Consider the following 18,005-nt stretch of genomic DNA (forward strand, 5'->3'; position numbering starts at 1 on the left):
AGACCTCCTTGCCGACGAGCAGAAGTGTCATACCCGTGGAGTACCACTGGATGCACAGTCGGCAAGGAGGTCTCTGTATGCGGATAGTCGTCGTCCAGAGAAGCGCCGATGCGGGCGAAACACTGCGCGCTCCCGACGGCGCGGCATCGCTGCCGTGGTCATCAGTTGCGCAGACGCTCGACCGGCACGATGTCCCCGACGGACTGCCGTTCATCGTCGACGACGATGGCTCACTGAACGGTTGCGACCGACTCAACACCTACCTGCTGACCGCGTGGCGTCAACGCGCCTACGACCTCGACAGCCTCCGGAGCTTCCACGCCTACCACCTCACGCGGCTGCTGCGGTTTATCCGAGCGCGCCGTCGCGGGGAATTGGTGGACCTCACCGCGGCAACGACTGAGGACATGACGGCTTACCGCGATGCCCGCCAGGCGGAAGTCCAAGACACCACACTGGCTACGGAATTCGGCTGCTTCTCCTCGTTCTTCTACTTCGCAGTCGAGGTCGGCTGGATGGCGAAAGATCCGATCCCTCGCTGGGGCCGCAATAACCGCAACACCCTGATTTCCCACAAGCGGCGCGATCACCGCGCACGATTCCTTAAGGCGGCCCAGACCAGACACTTCCTGGACATCGGCATGCGCGGTGACGGCTGCGACCCGGCGAGTGCGCCCGGCTACCCCGAACGGGACTACGTGTACGGGCTGTTGCTCGCAACTACCGGTCTACGCCGTGAGGAGTGTGCATTTCTCCTCGACGCCGAGGTGCCGGTCCCGGAAACGATGGGATCCGAGTCCATCCACGTCTTCGATCGGCTGGGCAAGAAGCAGGTGGTCCGATCCATCTACATCACCGCGCATGTAGCCCGCGCCACCGACCTCTACCGCCGGACGGAACGGCACCGGGTCGTGCAGGCGGCCCAACGCGGCCTCCGGACCAAGATCCGCGACGGCTCTCTGCTGGTGGTCGACGACCTGATCGAGCGGCGGGGAAAGCTCTATGTCGCCACAGGCTCCCAGCGCATTCCGCTGGTCCGTTTCACCAACAAGGACCGGGCCAAAGCCGTTCGCTTCCGCGATGACGGAACCATCGATCCACTTGCGTTGTTCGTCTCCCGCAGTGGACTCCCACCCGGTCTCGAACGCTGGAACCAACTCTTCGCTGACGCGCGAGACCGAGTCCGCCAATCCGGCCACCCGGAACAACCGCCCCGCCACGTTCACGTCACGCCGCACACGATGCGGCACTCGTACGCGGTCCGGATGCTGGCCGCGCTCATGAAAGAAGGGCGATCCCGGGCAGGAGACCCGTACCTGCTGTTGGCAAACCCTGTACTGACCGTCAAGGAACTGCTCGGCCACGCCAGTGTGCAGACCACCATGCACTACCTCCACGCCGCAGAAACATGGACCGAAGACGTTCCGGCCGCCCTCGCGGGAACCGCAGCCGACGTCGTAGGACACACCGATTCCGATCCCGGCCCGGATCCTGAGTCCATCGAGGACGACTGGGAATCAGACGTCGATCTCGTCGACGGAGACGTTCAATGAGGGGCTCTTACTCCACACCCGATGTGCCCGATAGCTCTGCGACGCCGACGACACCGTGCGACGGCAAGTTCACCTTCGAGTGGACCGACTACGACGATCAACTGGCAGTGACCATTGACCCGGCCACCTTCGATACGCCGGTTCTTGCGGGCGAGCTTGCTGTGACGTGGCTCCAAGTGCTTACCGAGTTCGGCCGCAATGAACGATCACTCACAACGGGTCTTCTGGATCTACTGCGGTCGATCGGTCTGTTGCCATTGACCGACGACGCCAAGTCCAAATTCGCCGTGCGCGACTTGCGCCGCTCACATTTGGACCTGTGGGAACTCAACATGCTGGCGCGGCATCGAGAAGCCAAATCTGACACCGCCTATCGCAAAGTCGTCCATGTCTTCGCCCTTCTCCGCAGACACGAAGACGACCACCCAGGCTCGCTTCACAAGGAGGTCGCGGACCGGTTAGCGCGACAACCGCGCCTATGGCATCACCGCAACGATGGACTGCCGCCCCTGAGCCCGGAGGAAATCCGAGCGTGGCGCCGCTGGGCTTACCAGAAGGCGAAGAGTGCCCTGACTCAGCCAGGCCGCGGCATCACCGACATCGACGTCCAGACCGCCACGCATGTGCTCCTCAGTCTTGCAACCGGCGAACCACCAGAAGTACTCCGTGCTTTGACAATTCACGACATCGAGGCCACCGCCACAACCGAAGTAGAAGACTCATTGGCCGCGCTGTCGCCGGTCGACAGACTCGCTTACCTCGCCGAGAACGACCTCATCGAATTGCTCCGCGTCCGATACACCAAGAACCGCGCCCACGAGACCTACGACGAGGTATATGGCCGCCGCGACACAGCGCCCTTCACCGCGTTTCGCTGGGCACTGATGCTCAACGCTGCGGCTCGTTCGGAATCCGGCCATCTGCCCCTGATCCTCATGAAGGACACTCGCGGAACGGTGAGGCAACCACCGTGGCAGCGCGCGATCTATCGGCTCTCTGAGATCGCGGAGCGGAACGGTCTTCCGCTGTCGGGGCCGAACCATTGGGCGCGGCTGCGTAAGGTTGCCACCACCCGCGAGGTGCTTGCCGACCCCAGGGCCTATTTGGCCAATGGCCGCCGCCACTCGGCGAAGACCTTCTTCGGCCACTACACCAACAGTTCGGTTCTGCGCGCCAAGGCCGGTCGCATTCTCATCGACAGCGTCAACGACATGTTCGACAGCGCCGTCAACGGTCCGACCATCGTCACGCCGGACGCTGAGCAAGCCATCCGAGCCGGTGCCGACGCACCAGGCCTTGACCCAGACACGGCCAGCGCTCTAGTGGCCGGCCAACTCGACGGACCCCACACCGGATGCCGCGACCCCCTCGACAGCCCCTACGAGAAGAAAGGCACCGTCTGCACCAAGTCGATCACCGGCACCTGCTTCGCATGCCCGAACGCGCTCATCACCCTGCACCACCTGCCGGCCGCCCTCGCGATCCAGGACATGACACATCCCGATCGCGCCGCCGACCCACGAACCTGGCAGACGCACTGGAAACCCATCTACGACACCATCACCGAGGTGGTCCTGCCGGCCTTCAGCCCTGACCAGATCCAGCGAGCCCGCCAGCAAGCGAACCTGACACCGATCGACGCAGGCGTTCTCAACGACATGCGTGGCGTCCCGGAAGCACCGGCATCGTGACGGCCAGAAGATCCCCGCGAGAATCCCCAGCATTGTGGAGGAACCCCTTCACCGCGGAGGTGCGCATCTGGCCCCACCTTGCCGACGGCCCGCAATACGGCGACGACCCATGGGATCTCGCCCTTGTGGCCAACCGGGTCAACATGGGAGAGCGCTACATTCACTTCGCCAGCGCTCCGGATGTGCACCGCATGACCGTCAAGAACATCCTCATGACGGTCGCAGCCCCCGACCGCGAAGTCGTCGTAGAGGCGGGCGTCATCCGCCGCGGCCACGGAACAACACCAGCAGGGCTATACGACTGCTTTCGCAAGCTCGTCGTCATCGCCAAGTGGTCCGAGGACAACGGAACCGCCCGCTTCGCCGACTGGACTCAAGCCGACGCCGATCGTTTCCTCGATGACCTCCGCACTGGCCAGCACCGCGTGGGCGGCGTCGGACTCACCGCGACGAGTATCCGTGGGTACGTCACCACCTTGCGGTTGCTGCGAGAGTGCCAGGCAGTTCTGCCCGACGCGCTTTCCTTCTTCCCCTGGGCTGGCCGCAGCGCTTCCAGCGTCAGCGGTGAAGTCACGCACACTGAGAACACCACGCCGCCCCTCCCGTGGGAGACCTGGGCGCCGCTCATCACCGCATCATGGGTCATCGTCGACCGATTCAGCGATGACATTATCGCGGCGGCCGATACTCGAGCTGCGCTTCCGAAGGAGCCACGAGGACCAGCTGGAGCCAACGCGTACAACGCCTTGCTCGACTGGACCGAGCAGCGCGGTCTGTTACCCCTGCATACCGGGTTCGGCCGCACCAAACACCAACGAGGAGAGCCGAATACGACACTGCTAGAAAAACTCCTCGGCATCAACGCCAACGTCCTCAACCGGGCGAGCCACCAGTACATGCCGGATGCCACGGCACTCATCGCAACCGCTGCGGCCGACCCGCAGCGGGCGACTTTCGGAGGACTGCACGTGCCGACTGCCGTCGTCTCCCACCCGGACGGGACAAGCAGCACGTGGGTGGAGGAGTTGGGCCTCGGCGAAACCGAGTATCTCGAAAGCGTGCTCCGCGCTGCTTGCTACGTCCTGATCGCCAGTCTTACCGGCATGCGCGACAGCGAGATCCAGGAACTGACACGCGACAGCCACACCACCAAGGACGGACTCGACGCCCTACGCAGCATCCAGCACAAGGGCAACGACCATCCTGACGGTGAGCGCCGAACGTGGTGGGCACCTCAACCCGTCATTCGGACGGTAGAGGTGCTCGGCAACCTGGCCAGGCACGACACGCACCTGTTCGCCCGCCGCAGTGGCAACGCTGGCTCCTACCTACCCAGCCGTGACATCGCCAGGCTCATCGCGTTCATCAACGATGACCCAGCACACCGACCCGGACGCGGAAGGGGACTCGGACTGGAGCACATCGCGATCCCGAAAGGCCAAGCCATCAACGCGACCTCCCTCCGACGTGCGTTCAGCGTCTTCGCCACCACCCGCCCAGGAGCCGAACTCGGACTAGGAATCCAACTGGGACACAGCGCTTGGCGAATGAGCACCGGGTACATGAGCGACGGACAACAACGCGCCGTGCGCCTCATGGACGACGAACGTAAACGCGTCCTGCACCGCGACGCCGCCGCCCTGCTGCAGGACGACAGCCCAGTGGCCGGGCCAGCAGCGCACCACGTCAAGGGATTCCGCGCACAGGTCATCACTAACCCCGACCGCGCCGATCGACTCACCGAGACGCTTGCCGAGCGACTTCACCTGGGGCTCACCAACGACTGCATGTGGAATCCCGCAACCAGTAGCTGCGGCGGCGACCGCCCAAAACTCGGTGACCACGTGTGTGTCGGCGTCGACTGCACCAACGCCCTACTGCGGCCAGCGCACGTCGGCGTGATCGCCAGTGCCATCGACCGCATCGACACTTACCTCGATCAGCAGCGCGGCCACCCGGCCCTCATCGAGCAGATGCGCCGAGACCGCGCAAACCTCGCCCGCATCCGCCGCGAGCTCGCCACCGCCGACGACCCAGACGACCTCTACGACGACTTGGATCAGGAGAACAAACATGCCTAGCCCTACGCGGAAGCGTGTCAGCGACGCCGTGATGCAGGCCATCGCCGATGCCATCAACACCATCGAGAACAGCGCTGACATGCCACGCACCAAACGGCAGATCGAAGCCATCACCGGCAGAAGCCACGACGCCGTCGCCCGCGCGTTCGTGCAGGACCGAATCGAGAACAGCTTGTACCGGCTCAATAGCCGTTTCGAGCAGCTCACCGCGAATCTGACCAGAGGCGAAAGCCTGAACGCGGCCGCTGCTCGCAACGACCGGCAGACCATAGCCGAACTGCGCCAGACGAACCGCGACCTACACAACCAGCTCGACCGCTTCGCCATCGCACTGTTCGCGCGGCACCTTGACGCCGAAATCGAGCGGCCCGAAATCGAACTCGTCACGCGAATCCGGCGGGGGCGGGGTGGGGAGTGACCTGCCGGAAAGTGCAAACTCGGGTCTGCGCAAGACGATGTCGTTCCTGCGGTCCGTACCCCTCGTCGCCGATGCCGGTCGATGGCGAGGCGGAGTCGGTGTGTGGAGGAAGGCGTACCCGTGCCTTGGCGAGTTGCTGGTTAGAAAGTTCTGCGGCCGAATTTGTCGTACCCGATGCTTACCGTTGTCGCATGACCATCCCGAACCATGGGTTGAACGTCGAGCAGGCCGAAGCATTGTTCAATCTCACGCACAACGGCGTCCTTATCCGCATCGACGAGCGCGGCCAGCGCTGCGGTGACCTGTACCAGTGGGCGATCCACCCCCGCACCGCCGAGCACGGCAGCCCGCTCGCGGCCGACGACGCAGCCTTCGCCGCGGCGTACCCTGTGACCTTTCCTGGTCCGCAGGCGGTAACCGAGCACGCGTTGTTCCCGGCCATGAGCGCCGCTGAGAGCTTGCACACCGCAGGGATCCTGGTTGGCCGGCGCAAGTCGCACCAACAACCCCACATCGCCGAGGTGCTGCAGCTGTGCCGGGTGGCGATGGAATGCGCTGCCCTGACCATCTGGCTGCTCAACGACCCGTCGGGCGACGTTCGCCGAGACCGGTGCCTGTCGGAGGAGATGGAACAGCTGGACCAGCAGCGCCGGTTCCTAGCGATTGGTGAGGAGGCCGAGACCGGAAATCCGACTCGGTACCCCCCGCAGCTGCTGAAGATGAACGCCGAGCACCGCCGAAAGTTCAATGAGATGCTCGCCGAGACAAAGACGGCTTACACCTTCGCCAAGGCGCCGTCGTTCACGAAGATGATCCGAGAGTCCGCGCAGTGGGTCGATGCCCACGTCCCGGCTCATGACACCGGGGAGATCGCAGATCACGGCTTGGAGAACCCGGCGCGGTCCCTGTACTCCTACGGCTCCAGTTTTATCCACGGCTACAAGTGGATGACGGATTACGGCCGGAATGGTGCAGTGTTCACGATGATCGCCGACGCCCTCGCGGTCACACTGAATATGGTCGAGTGTGCGGTGTGCCTATTCGAGGCGGTGTCCCGGGCGCCGGGTGCTGCCCGACCCGATGGTTCCTATCTGCCGGAGCGGTTCGAACCGACTGTCGCTGCCTGGTCGGCGGGATTGTTCAGCTCGTAGCGTCAGGCCTCGCCCCATGTCACCGAGCCTTGAGCGCGATTCGGCAATCACATCACGCAGCTCGCCACCTTTAGGGACGGTGCACTGCCACGCCCACCTGCGTGACAGAACCCCTAAGGCTCCGAATACGGGGTAGCTTTCATGCAGATCTGGCGGCGGCACGGTTGGGGTTTCCTCGGCGGCGGTAGCCTCCGGTGAGCCTGCATTCGGGAGAGGAGAACCAGACGCGATGGGCGAGGAAGTGTCGGATACGGACCACTCCGCCGCGGCTAGCGTCCTTGGGTACCTCCACCAAACACGTTGGGGCTTAATGGAGCTCCTCCGGGCAAGGACGAATAATCCAGGCCAAAGCCTCACTCTTGAGATGCATGACGACATCGCGTGGGAGCAAGCCGGTACGCCAGCCGAGCTGAAACAGCTGAAGCTTCATGTTTCGGCTTTGCGCAACTTGACCGATGCGTCAGACGACATGTGGCGCACCCTGCGAGTGTGGATGGATAACGCACGTCCAGGGGATCCGTACGGGCCGATCCTCACGCTCGTCACCAACAGCAGTGCGGGAGCAGATTCCGCGGCCGCTCTTCTCCGTGACACCGATCGCGACGTCCCAGCGGCCGTCGCCAAGCTTGAACGCACCGCACGCGACTCCAAATCTAAGGAGACCAAGGCCGCCCGTGAGCAATTCCTCAAGTTGACGCCTGCTGAACGGATGGCTTTTGTCGGTCGAATATTTGTCGCCGACCGGTCGCCGGACATTGATGGGGTGAACCAGGAGGTGGCCGAACGTCTTCGGCCCGGCGCGCCAACTGAGCAGTTCGATACATATCTCGACTTGGTCTGGGCCTGGTGGGCCGCAACCTCCATAGCGATGCTCAAGGGTGACAGAGGGCCGGTGCAGGTGGAGGAGATGCTCACGGTTCTCGAACGCATCCGCGATCAGTTCACCCGCGATAACCTCCCGCTGCTGGTTGACGCGGACGAGGTTGACGTAAATTCAGTTCTCCAGCAGCACGAAGGTCGGTCGTATGTTTATCAGTTGACGATTCTCGACGTGCTACCCCGCCAGCTGCAAAAGGCGATTCTCGACTACCAGCGGGCATACCTCCAAGACACTCGGTGGCTCGACGTGCACTTGGTCGACTATGACGAATTGGAGAAGTTCTCCAAACGGTTGGTGGACGAGTGGGAGCGGGCCTTCGACCACATGCGGTCTGAGTTGCCCGACGGCGCCAGTGATGATGAAAAGCGCAGAGCCGGCCGGAATCTCCTCCACACGCTGAGCAATTCGACCGTGTCGATCCGGGCTAGGTTTCAGGATCCTTTCCACGCTCGCGGCAAACGGCATGAGCTAGCCGACCTTCATAAGATCGGGTGGCATCCGGATTTTGAGGAGCATCTGGCAAAGTTCCTACTCGAAGGCGCCTAATCGGCAGTTCGGGCACACAATGTCGTCGACATCCGTTTTCAATTGAGCGACACGACCGTACCTACGCTTTGTGAATTGACGCGTACACCTGGGTGCGCATGACAAGCTCCACCGTTATGGAGCAGTGGAGCGAGCGCACACCCGCCGTGGCCGACCTGCTAAATCCTGCGTTGATGGCCACCATCATTGCAGCTGCCGCGTCCCAATATGAGAGCCGAGGTGGGAGCCGCATGCCTTTCGAGCTGTCGTATCTCGCAGCGCCACTTGTCCTACACCGTGACACGCGGGCCGCGCTTCCAGTGCGTGTCGACTCCCATCTCGCCAAGTGGGTTACAGCCCACGAGGTTCTAGCTGCGGGATTCGGTGCGCGGGCGAAGGCACTGGCCGAACCTGTTCGTGAGGGCCTACGGTTCGGTCTCCGTATCGGAGCGATCGAGCTTGATGGAGGAAGAATTGCGGGCAGCTTCCGATCCCGCACGCCTGCAAAGATTGGTGACATCGGCGAAATAGTGAAGAAGGCTGGTTTCGTCGGACGATGGTTCACTCAGATCGAGTCGTCTGCCACCGCGTTTGCACTCCTCGGTGTGGAAGTCTAGGCCGGTGCAGTTACTCGCGTTGGCCCTCTACAGGCACGGTGGCCGCGATCGCCGAGACGTGCGATTCACACCGGGGGAGCTGAACATCGTTACCGGCGAGTCCAAGACCGGCAAGAGTGCTCTTCTGACGATCACCGAGTTCTGCCTCGGGCGCGACGACTACCTCGCCCCGGCGGGGCCGATCGCTGATCACGTTGCTTGGTACGGGTCGCTCTGGCAGCTCACCGACGACCCAGCGGGGCCGAGGGCATTCGTGGGGCGGCCGGCACCGCCGAAGGGGCAGCAGTCAACTCAACTGGCGATGCTTGAGTTCGGCGGGGCAACGATGGATCTGTTCGACTTCGACGCACTTACCGTGAACGCGGATAGCGCGAGTGTTCGTCGCCAGATCGGCCGGAGAATTGGCATCGATGAAAACATCATCGAACCTCGTGGCGGAGGCGTCGGGCAGACTCCATTCGAGGCACATCTGGGCCACGCTGCGTGGCTCTGCTTACAGGATCAAGGCGAGATCGCGAACCAGAATCTGTTGTTCCACCGGCAAGCTGAATACGCCGTCGCACAGCACCTGAAGGACACCATCCCGTATTTTCTTGGAGCAGTCCCAGTGGACGCCGCCGCGAAGAAGGCGGCGTTGCGGGACGCAAACCGGGCGCAGCGTCGTGCGGAAGCAGCGCTTAAGGCCGCAGAAGAAGAGGCGGAGGCGGTTCAGGCTAATCTCCGTGGCCTCCTTGCGGAGGCACACGCCGCCGGACTGACCGATGAGCATGAGCTGACGGAGAGCAGCCAGATCATTGGCGCGCTTCACGCTGCAGCTCGCGATCCTCGTGACGGCGGTACAGGCGAGGGTTACCCCCTGCGGGAAAAGCCGACGAAGGCTCACTCGAACTGCAAGACCGTCGCAGGAACCTGTTACGCCGACGAACGGAGCTGCGAAGTCAGTTGGGGTCCGTCATGGACGACCGAGCCCTGCTCCTAGACAGGGCCGAGTCTGAACGTGATTTCGCGGACGCGGTCGAACTGCATGCCGGGCGACTCACCAGTCTTGAACTCCTCCCCGCAGCAGAGAATGTCGAGGCTGAACACAACGCATGCCCGGTCTGCGGCTCCGGCTTGGATGTGTCCGATCCGACCGCGACCGCGCTCGCTGAACGGTTGCAGGAGCTGCGAAGCGAGCTGACGTTGCTCGAGGCCGCTCCCGAGTCTCGGCGGCGGGTACTGATAGCCATCGAAACTGAGGCCGATCGCCTTCGCCAAGAGTTGGGCGCCGTGGAGGCTGCCGTTGCTGCCCTCGACGCCGCAGACCAAACGGCACGCGCGCAGCGTGAGGCGGACGCGGCCAAGAACTACACCCGCGGCCGGATAGGCGCTTTTCTCGAAGTCATCACCGAGAACGCCGGGGGATCTCTCGAACGCCTTCGTCGCAACTTGGCCATGGCAAACCAGCGGGTCGACCAATTGCTCGCAGAGCTCAATCCAGATGAAGACCGGGAACAGTTGCTGTCCAGACTCAACATAATCGGCCGCACGATGACCGACTTGGCTCGGCGCCTCGAGCTTGAGCATGTCGAGAACGGTGTGCGCCTTGACCTCGCAAACCTGACGGTTGTGACTGATACGAGCAACGGCCCGTTGCCGCTCCAGCGCATCGGCAGCGCCGCGAACTGGATCGGCTATCACCTCGTGACACACCTAGCGCTTCATCAGTTCTTCGTCGAGAACGATCGCCCTGTGCCGCGATTTCTGATGATCGATCAGCCGACGCAAGCTTTTTATCCGTCGGACAGCGCGAAGAATGAAGGAGCTGTGAACGATGCCGACCGCACCGCCGTGCTGGCCATGTTCACCGTGATGCGAGACGTGGTAGAGGCGTTGACGCCGCGGATGCAGGTCATCGTGAGTGATCACGCTGACCTCGCTGACGAGGTGTGGTTTCAGGATGCAGTACGACATCGGTGGCGCGAAGGTATCCGTCTCATACCCACCGAATGGCTGGGGGACGAAGACGAGGCTGCACCTTCCCCATCGGCCGATGAGAGTTAGGGGAAGACACTCCATCTCGACTGCACGAAGTGAGCCGGCGTACAGATGACACGGAAGACACTCTGAATATGACAGTTAGCTCCACCGATATTGAACTGCGGTTTTACACCCAGGTTCTATTTTTCGCCGCATATTTTCACCACTACCGCCGCCTAGAGTTGCTGCCATGACCGCGGCCGGCCCTGTGGAAGGCGTCTATAAGAACCGCCACGCCACCAGCAGGCACCGTGACATCGCGGAGGCCAACACCGTGCTCTGCACCCAGGTCGGCTCAGGCCTGCACGGTGTGACGATCGCGGGCACCGACGACCGCGACGAAATGGGCGTCTGCATAGAACCGCCCGACTGCGTCATCGGGCTACGGCAGTTCGAGCAATACCAGTACCGCACCCAGCCCGAAGGTGTCCGATCTGGCGCAGACGACCTCGACCTGGTCATCTACAGCTTGCGCAAGTGGACGCGGCTCGCGGCCGCCGGCAACCCGACCGTACTGTTGCTGCTGTTCGCCCCGGAGGCCGAGATCGTCAAGATCGCTGATCCCGGCCGCGATCTGCGCCGGCACCCCGAACTGTTCCTGTCGCGCGATTGCGGACGCCGGTTCATCGGCTACCTCGACGCTCAGCGCGACCAGATGCTAGGCCTACGTTCCAAGCACACTAATCGACCCGAACTCATCGATGTACACGGCTTCGACACGAAATTCGCCTACCACGCTGTGCGTCTGGGCATCCAGGGCCTCGAGCTGATCACCACGGGGCGGATCACGCTGCCGATGCCGGAACCGTCACGAAGCTGGCTCTATGACCTGCGGGTCGGCAAGGTCGATAAGCAGACGGTTCTGGACGCGATCGAGAATGCGCGCAACGAACTGGTTGCGTGCACCGACAAGTCGGATCTGCCGGACCATTGTGACTACGACAAGCTGAACCGCTGGCTGGTCGACACCTACAACAACTGGTGGCAAAGATGAAGGGCGTCGAGCCCGCAATAAGCGTCCTGCATGGGCATCGTGGCATGCCCTGCCCAACCCTCAGCGGCTCGCGTAGCCCAGTCGCGCACAGCTAAGCTTCGTGGCTTGACGACGGGAGGGTCTGTGGTGCGCGTATTCGTCCGTACGGTGGCTGTGTCCTTGGTTGCTGGTCTGTTGTTTGTCGGGTGCAGCCACAAGACCGCGCAGCCGCCCAAACCCAAAGTCGGCAGTTGGGGCGTGGACATGACCCAGATGGACACGTCGGTCCGGCCGGGTAACGACTTCTTCGCCTACGCCGTTGGCTCCTGGGTGAAGAACGCGAAGATCCCCGCCGACAAGGTCTGTGCGGGCGTCAATCTCGACATCCAGAACCAGCTCAACGCCGACCTGCGGGCGATCGTGGAGGGCGCCGCAGCCAAACACGCGCCCGCGGGCGACATTTCCCAACAGATCGGCGACCTGTTCGCGTCATACATGGACGAGGCGACGTTGAACAAGAACGGTGTCGAGCCGGTGCGGCCATTGCTGGCATCGATCGACGCCGTCAACGACCGGGCCGCGCTCAATGCGGTGCTGGTGTCGTTCAACGGCAAAACCCGCGTGGACGACCCCTTCCCGGTCTCGGTGGACATCGATCCGAACAACCCCACGCGCTACCTGCCCAACATCTGGCAGGGCGGCCTGTCGCTCGGCGAGCGTGGCTACTACGTGAACACCGACGCCGAATCGGTGGAATTGCGCAACAAGTTCGTCGCTCATGTCGCCCGGTTGCTCGGCCTGGCCGGCTACACCGATTCCCAACAGCAGGCCGAACGACTGCTCGCCCTGGAAACCAAACTGGCGCAGGTGCAGGTGTCCCGGGAGGACGCGCGCAACGTCGACAAGACGAACAACATCATGTCGCGCAACGACGTCGAGCAGCTGGGGCAGGGCGCACCTCTGCACGAGATGTTCGACGCCCTCAAATTGCCGGCGACAATCGACTTCCGGGTCGGCATGCCCGATGTATTACGGCAAACTGCACAGCTTTTCGCCACCGAGCCACTGGACTCGTGGCAGGCCTACATGCGCTACCAGGTTCTCAACGCCTACGGCGGCGATCTCTCCACCCCGTTCGCCGACGAGCTGTTCGACTTCTACGGGCGCACGATGGGCGGGGCCGAGCAGCGCGCCCCACGCGTCGAGCGCGGCGTGACCCGGGTGAGCAACGGGCTCGGCGACCCGGTTGGGGAACTCTACGTCGGCGCGCACTTCAGTCAGCAGACCCGTGACAAGGCGCGGGAACTCGTCGAGAATTTGCGCAAGGCCTACAGTCAGCGCATCGACGCCGCGTCGTGGATGGCGCCCGAAACCAAGAAGGAAGCCCAGGCCAAGCTCGCGGCGCTGGTCGCCAAGATCGGTTACCCCGACCATTGGAAATCGTATGCGACCGTGAAGATCAACGCGGCCGACCTCATCGGCAATGACAACAACCTGGCGGTGTGGTCGTGGAACGACGACGTGAGCAAGCTACCCAAGCCCATCGACCGCACCGAATGGGACATGACGCCGCAGACCAACAACGCCTACTACTCGCCGCGGCTCAACGACATCGTGTTCCCCGCCGCAATCCTGCAGCCACCCAACTTCGACCCCGCGGCTGACCCCGCAGCGAACTACGGCGCCATCGGGGCCACCATCGGTCACGAGATGAGCCACGCATTCGACGATCAAGGTCGTAAGAGCGACGGAACGGGCATGCAGCGCGACTGGTGGACGCCGGCCGACGCCGAACGCTATGTGCGCGAATCCAACAAGCTCGTCGCGCAGTTCAACGGCTATGAGCCGCTGCCAGGCAATCACATCAACGGAGCGGTGACCCTTGGGGAGAACACAGCCGATCTCGCCGGATTGCGCATCGCCTACGACGCCTACAAGCTCTCACTCGGCGGTAAGACGGCTCCGGTGATCGACGGTCTCACCGGCGACCAGCGGTTCTTCCTCGCCTTCGCGGCCAGCTGGCGAGAGATCTGCCGGCCCGAAAGCGAACGCAATCAGCTGCTTTCGGATGTTCACAGCCCCGCGAAATTCCGGGTCAACGGGATCGTCCGCAATATGGACGAGTGGTACGCCGCGTTCAACGTCCAGCCGGGAGACGCCCTGTACCTCAGTCCCGAGGACCGCGTCCGGGTGTGGTGAACGCAGACTGCGAACGGAGACTGCGCTACCCCTTCCACCCGCGTCCACACCGATGCTGCTGTCTCGGTATCGGGCTGATCGACGTCCAGTAGGCCACCCCACCGTGCCCGGCTGCGGTGAAACGAAATCAGGGCACCCGGCGATATCCGAACGTACGGTTTCATGCCGCTGCGGTCAGGGAGTGCCGACTATTGACGAAGAGCAAGCGATTCAAGGCGGCCTGCAGAACAACCGTGGCGGTGAGCAGCGCGATATCGCTGGCCGCGGTGATAGCAATCGCACCCTCCGAAGCCGACACCGCCGCTGACCGGACCAAAGGTGCCATCACCGACCACAACCCCCTCGGCGGCTACGAGGGCTACTGCACGTGGGGTGCCCAGGAACAGATCCACCTGCACACCGGCTACTACGTCGCCGCGCTCACCGGGAACGCCGAAGACTGGGCCAACCAGGCTCAGCGGGCCGGCTGGACGGTGGTCGACGAACCGGCGCCCCGATCGATCGCCGTCTACAGCAGGGCGATCGTGGGCGGTGTCGGACACGTCGCATGGGTCGAGACGGTCGATGGCGTGGGCGTCACCATCACCGAAATGAATTTCGGAGTGGGCGCCACGGCCGCAAACGGCTTCCGCGGCTCCGGTTTTCACATATTCGACACCCGCACGGTCCGGGATATCACAGGGGTGCGCTACATCTTGATCCCGTGAGCCGCTCCGTGGTGTTCGTGGGAATCGCTCTCGGTCGATCACTCGGGATGGTCGGTCGATTAACGTCTGTCCAGTGAGCCTCGGACAGATACCTGGTTACCGCGTCGGTGCCGGGTGGTTGGGTGCATTGCTGGCTGTATCCGTCCTCGCAACTGGATGCACCCACCCGAAGCAATCTCATGCGGTTCCGGCGGCGACTGTTGCTGCCCCCGAGTCGGGCGCTGCCGCGCTGGCGAGTGAGGTCCAGCGTGAACTCAACTCGATGCGGGTCACCCGCTACCAGCACACCACGGCCGTCGAGGAGAGCAGCGGCCAATTTTTCTACGACTGCTCGGGGCTTGTGGACTACGCATTGGAGCGCGCAACACCCGCGGACCTGCAGCCTATCCCGCATCAGAAGGCGCGACCGCTGGCCGCCGACATCGAGAGTTATCTGCAGCGCGGCTTGGGTGGCCCGATCCAGGGGTGGCAGCCGCTGTCGCGGGTGGATGCGTTGCGAGCCGGTGACGTCGTCGCCTGGTTGGCCACCGAGGATTCCACCACCGGGGACACCGGGCACGTGATGGTGGTGCTGGCGGCGCCGGCCCAAAACTCCGCCCGGCGCAGGCGAATGGCTGGTGCGCGTGGCTGATTCCACGCTGAATCCGCACGCGTCGGACAGCCGGCATTCGGGGACGACTGGCCTGGGCAGCGGCACGATCGGCCTGGTTGCGGACGACCACGGCACGGCCACGGCCTTCTACTGGCGCGGAGGTGTCAGCCCGCTAGCGAAGACGACCCAAATCGCCCTCGGCCGTCCCAAGTGAACGGCAATTCCGGCATTTGCCCCCGTGAGGCCACCGCGTCGGCATAAGCTCGCGCTACTGCGATCGATGTTGGCTGGGCAACTGCGGAGTGTGCCCTGAGGCGGTGGGAGCGGCGCGGTGTCATATGTTTACGCGGTTACCGAGACGATGTCCGCAGCGGCGACGGACGTGGTCTCGATCGGTTCGGCCGTTGCGACGGTCAACCGAGACGTAGCGACGGCCACCACCACGGTGTTGGCCGCTGCCGAGGACGAGGTATCCGCGGCGATCGCGACTCTGTTCTCCACGCACGGCCAGGGCTACCAGACGCTCAGCGCGCAAGCCGCCGCCTTTCACCAACAATTTGTGCGGGCGCTGACCAATGCCAGCGGGGCATATGCCGCCGCCGAGGCGGCCAGCGCCGCGCCGTTAGGAGCGTTCGAAGACGCCTTCGCGGTTCTGCAGCAGGATTTCGCGGTTCTGCAGCAGGATTTCGCGGTTCTGCAGCAGGAAATTGTGCAGGCGCCCTCGGCGCTGGCCAACGGATTCACCCGACTGGGTAATGAGATCTTCACGTTCGTCTTCGGCGCACCGGCGGGTCCGCCCATCCCGGCGAACGAGTATGGGACATACACCGGTTCGCCGTCGCTGATTACCCGCTTCGAAGAAGCTTTGCTGTTTCCGGTAAAGCCGTTGCTGAATCTGTCCGGGATGGAAACCTACATTGCCACGCCGGGTAATCCGCTCCTGCAGCTGTTGGCCAGCGATATCCCGCCGCTGTCGTGGTTCATTGGCAATTCGCCCCCACCATTGTTGAATTTGCTGCTTGGGGAAACGGTCTCGTACAGCACTTCCAACGGGATGAGCATCGTGCAGATCACTCCGGCGCACCCCACCGGGGAGTACGTGGTCGCCGTTCACGGCGGCGCTTTCATCTTCCCGCCTTCGTTTCTGCACTGGATTCACTACTCGGTGATGGCTTATCAAACCGGCGCCACCATTGAGGTGCCGATCTATCCGTTGCTGCAGCAGGGGGGCACGGCCGATCTGGTGGTGCCGATGATGGCGAATTTCATCGCGTCACAAACCCTGCTGCACGGGACCCCGAACGTCAGCGTCATCGGGGACTCTGCGGGAGGAAACCTCGCGCTCGCGGCGGTACAGCGGATGGTGATCGACGGAGACCATTTGCCGTCGTCGATGGTCTTGCTCTCGCCGTGGCTGGATCTGAGCATGACCAATCCGAATATTGCCTTTGTCCAGGATCCGTTGCTGCCCGTGGGGCTAGCCCATGAGTTCGGTCGACAATGGGCCGGGAATCTGTCGGTGACCAACCCCGAGGTGAGCCCGCTTTATGGGGACCTGCACGGCCTCCCGCCAACGACTATCTACACGGGCAACCTGGACATCCTTTCGCCCGACACGATTCTGCTCAAACAGCTAGCAGACACCGCACACGTCACCAATATGAATTTCGTTCTGGCCAACGGACAAATCCACGACTGGATCATTCTCACCCTGGACGGCCCCCAATACTGGTCGCAGATCAACCAGGAACTCGGTATCGCTGCCTGACTGCCGAGCGAGCAACGCTGTCACTATTAGTCGAGTGATCCTTTCCATCGACCTCGGCAAGACGACCTGCCGGGCCGCGGGCGCGGGCCGTCGGGTCGATGGGCCGGGCGCCCCGGGACTTTCATTCCCTGGCGGGCTGCGGGCCGCCCATGCGGCCATCCTCGCTGTCGCGCGGTCGTTCGGACCGGTCGACGAGCTGATCGTCGGCGCGGCCGGGGCGCTGACGGCTCCGGACGCAACCCGCGCCCTGGGCGAGGCGCTGCTGACCTCGCTGCCGGCGCACCGTGTCACGGTGACCAGTGACGCGGTCGTTGCCCACGCCGGCGCGCTGGACGGAAAGCCGGGCGTGGTACTCATCGTCGGCACCGGGGTGGTGGCCCTGGCAATAGACGCCGACGGCGTCCTTCGCACCACCGACGGGTGGGGCCCGTGGCTTGGCGACGAGGGAGGCGGCGCGTGGATCGGCTCGGCGGGGCTGCGGTCGGCGTTACGTGCGTTCGACGGCCGTGGCCCAAGCACCTCCCTGATCGATGCCGCCACCGCCCGTTTTGGCTCGCCGACAATCTGGCCTGCGCAGCTCACCGACGCCGCGACGCTCGCGTCGTTCGCGCCCGACGTGCTCGCCGCGGACGACGATCTCGTCGCCGCGGCGATTCTCGACGAGGCCGCGGCGAAACTCGCCGCGACCGCCCGCGCGGCCGGTGACGGGCCGGTGGCGATGGTCGGCGGCCTGGCCGCTGTGCCGGCGCTGCGCAAGCGGCTCAATCTGGTCCCGGCCGCTGGCGATGCGCTGCAGGGAACACTGCGGCTGGGACCGATTCATGAACCGCA

15 protein-coding genes and 1 pseudogene are annotated in these 18,005 nt (G+C 63.6%); all 16 read left to right on the forward strand.

What is annotated here, in order from left to right:
- Window positions 1-77: 77 nt before the first annotated feature.
- Window positions 78-1,553, forward strand: a complete 1,476-nt coding sequence (locus tag H0P51_RS07560) for a tyrosine-type recombinase/integrase (protein ID WP_180917345.1) — start codon at window positions 78-80, stop codon at window positions 1,551-1,553.
- A complete protein-coding gene (locus H0P51_RS28375) occupies window positions 1,550-3,244 on the forward strand; it encodes a hypothetical protein (RefSeq protein WP_246398457.1) in 1,695 nt (564 codons plus the stop codon). The genes H0P51_RS07560 and H0P51_RS28375 overlap by 4 nt, the downstream gene beginning before the upstream one ends.
- 32 nt (window positions 3,245-3,276) lie before the next feature.
- Window positions 3,277-5,325 carry a hypothetical protein gene (locus tag H0P51_RS07575; RefSeq protein WP_246398458.1) on the forward strand — a complete coding sequence of 683 codons (2,049 nt, stop codon included), beginning with the start codon at window positions 3,277-3,279 and terminating at the stop codon, window positions 5,323-5,325.
- On the forward strand, window positions 5,318-5,743 hold the full coding sequence (locus tag H0P51_RS07580; protein ID WP_180917347.1) for a hypothetical protein: 426 nt from the start codon (window positions 5,318-5,320) through the stop codon (window positions 5,741-5,743). Before H0P51_RS07575 ends, H0P51_RS07580 begins: the two co-directional genes overlap by 8 nt.
- 191 nt (window positions 5,744-5,934) lie before the next feature.
- Window positions 5,935-6,894: a hypothetical protein gene (locus H0P51_RS07585; protein ID WP_180917348.1), complete on the forward strand. Its 960-nt coding sequence runs from the start codon at window positions 5,935-5,937 to the stop codon at window positions 6,892-6,894.
- Between the two features lie 364 nt (window positions 6,895-7,258).
- On the forward strand, window positions 7,259-8,320 hold the full coding sequence (locus H0P51_RS07590) for an ABC-three component system protein (RefSeq protein WP_180917349.1): 1,062 nt from the start codon (window positions 7,259-7,261) through the stop codon (window positions 8,318-8,320).
- Between the two features lie 173 nt (window positions 8,321-8,493).
- On the forward strand, window positions 8,494-8,916 hold the full coding sequence (locus tag H0P51_RS07595; protein ID WP_213016729.1) for a three component ABC system middle component: 423 nt from the start codon (window positions 8,494-8,496) through the stop codon (window positions 8,914-8,916).
- 4 nt (window positions 8,917-8,920) lie between these two features.
- Window positions 8,921-9,895 carry a hypothetical protein gene (locus H0P51_RS07600; RefSeq protein ID WP_180917351.1) on the forward strand — a complete coding sequence of 325 codons (975 nt, stop codon included), beginning with the start codon at window positions 8,921-8,923 and terminating at the stop codon, window positions 9,893-9,895.
- Window positions 9,871-10,959 (forward strand): DUF3732 domain-containing protein, encoded by a 1,089-nt coding sequence (locus H0P51_RS07605; RefSeq protein WP_180917352.1) that lies wholly within the window; start codon window positions 9,871-9,873, stop codon window positions 10,957-10,959. Before H0P51_RS07600 ends, H0P51_RS07605 begins: the two co-directional genes overlap by 25 nt.
- A 166-nt stretch (window positions 10,960-11,125) precedes the next feature.
- Window positions 11,126-11,929, forward strand: a complete 804-nt coding sequence (locus H0P51_RS07610; RefSeq protein ID WP_180917353.1) for a DNA polymerase beta superfamily protein — start codon at window positions 11,126-11,128, stop codon at window positions 11,927-11,929.
- A gap of 147 nt (window positions 11,930-12,076) precedes the next feature.
- Window positions 12,077-14,107, forward strand: coding sequence for a M13 family metallopeptidase (locus tag H0P51_RS07615; RefSeq protein WP_180917354.1), 2,031 nt, complete (start codon window positions 12,077-12,079; stop codon window positions 14,105-14,107).
- Window positions 14,108-14,346: 239 nt separating this feature from the next.
- Window positions 14,347-14,814, forward strand: coding sequence for a CHAP domain-containing protein (locus H0P51_RS07620; protein ID WP_180917355.1), 468 nt, complete (start codon window positions 14,347-14,349; stop codon window positions 14,812-14,814).
- 73 nt (window positions 14,815-14,887) lie between these two features.
- Window positions 14,888-15,445, forward strand: a complete 558-nt coding sequence (locus H0P51_RS07625) for a hypothetical protein (RefSeq protein WP_180917356.1) — start codon at window positions 14,888-14,890, stop codon at window positions 15,443-15,445.
- Window positions 15,438-15,620, forward strand: a complete 183-nt coding sequence (locus tag H0P51_RS07630) for a hypothetical protein (protein ID WP_180917357.1) — start codon at window positions 15,438-15,440, stop codon at window positions 15,618-15,620. Before H0P51_RS07625 ends, H0P51_RS07630 begins: the two co-directional genes overlap by 8 nt.
- A 147-nt stretch (window positions 15,621-15,767) precedes the next feature.
- Entirely contained in the window at window positions 15,768-17,174 is a 1,407-nt protein-coding gene (lipY, locus tag H0P51_RS07635; protein ID WP_246398740.1) for a triacylglycerol lipase LipY, read from the forward strand.
- Window positions 17,175-17,466: 292 nt separating this feature from the next.
- Window positions 17,467-17,877 (forward strand): annotated as a pseudogene (locus H0P51_RS29190) (BadF/BadG/BcrA/BcrD ATPase family protein); the annotation flags it as partial.
- Window positions 17,878-18,005: the final 128 nt, after the last annotated feature.

This window comes from Mycobacterium vicinigordonae, from assembly GCF_013466425.1.
Lineage (GTDB): Bacteria > Actinomycetota > Actinomycetes > Mycobacteriales > Mycobacteriaceae > Mycobacterium > Mycobacterium vicinigordonae.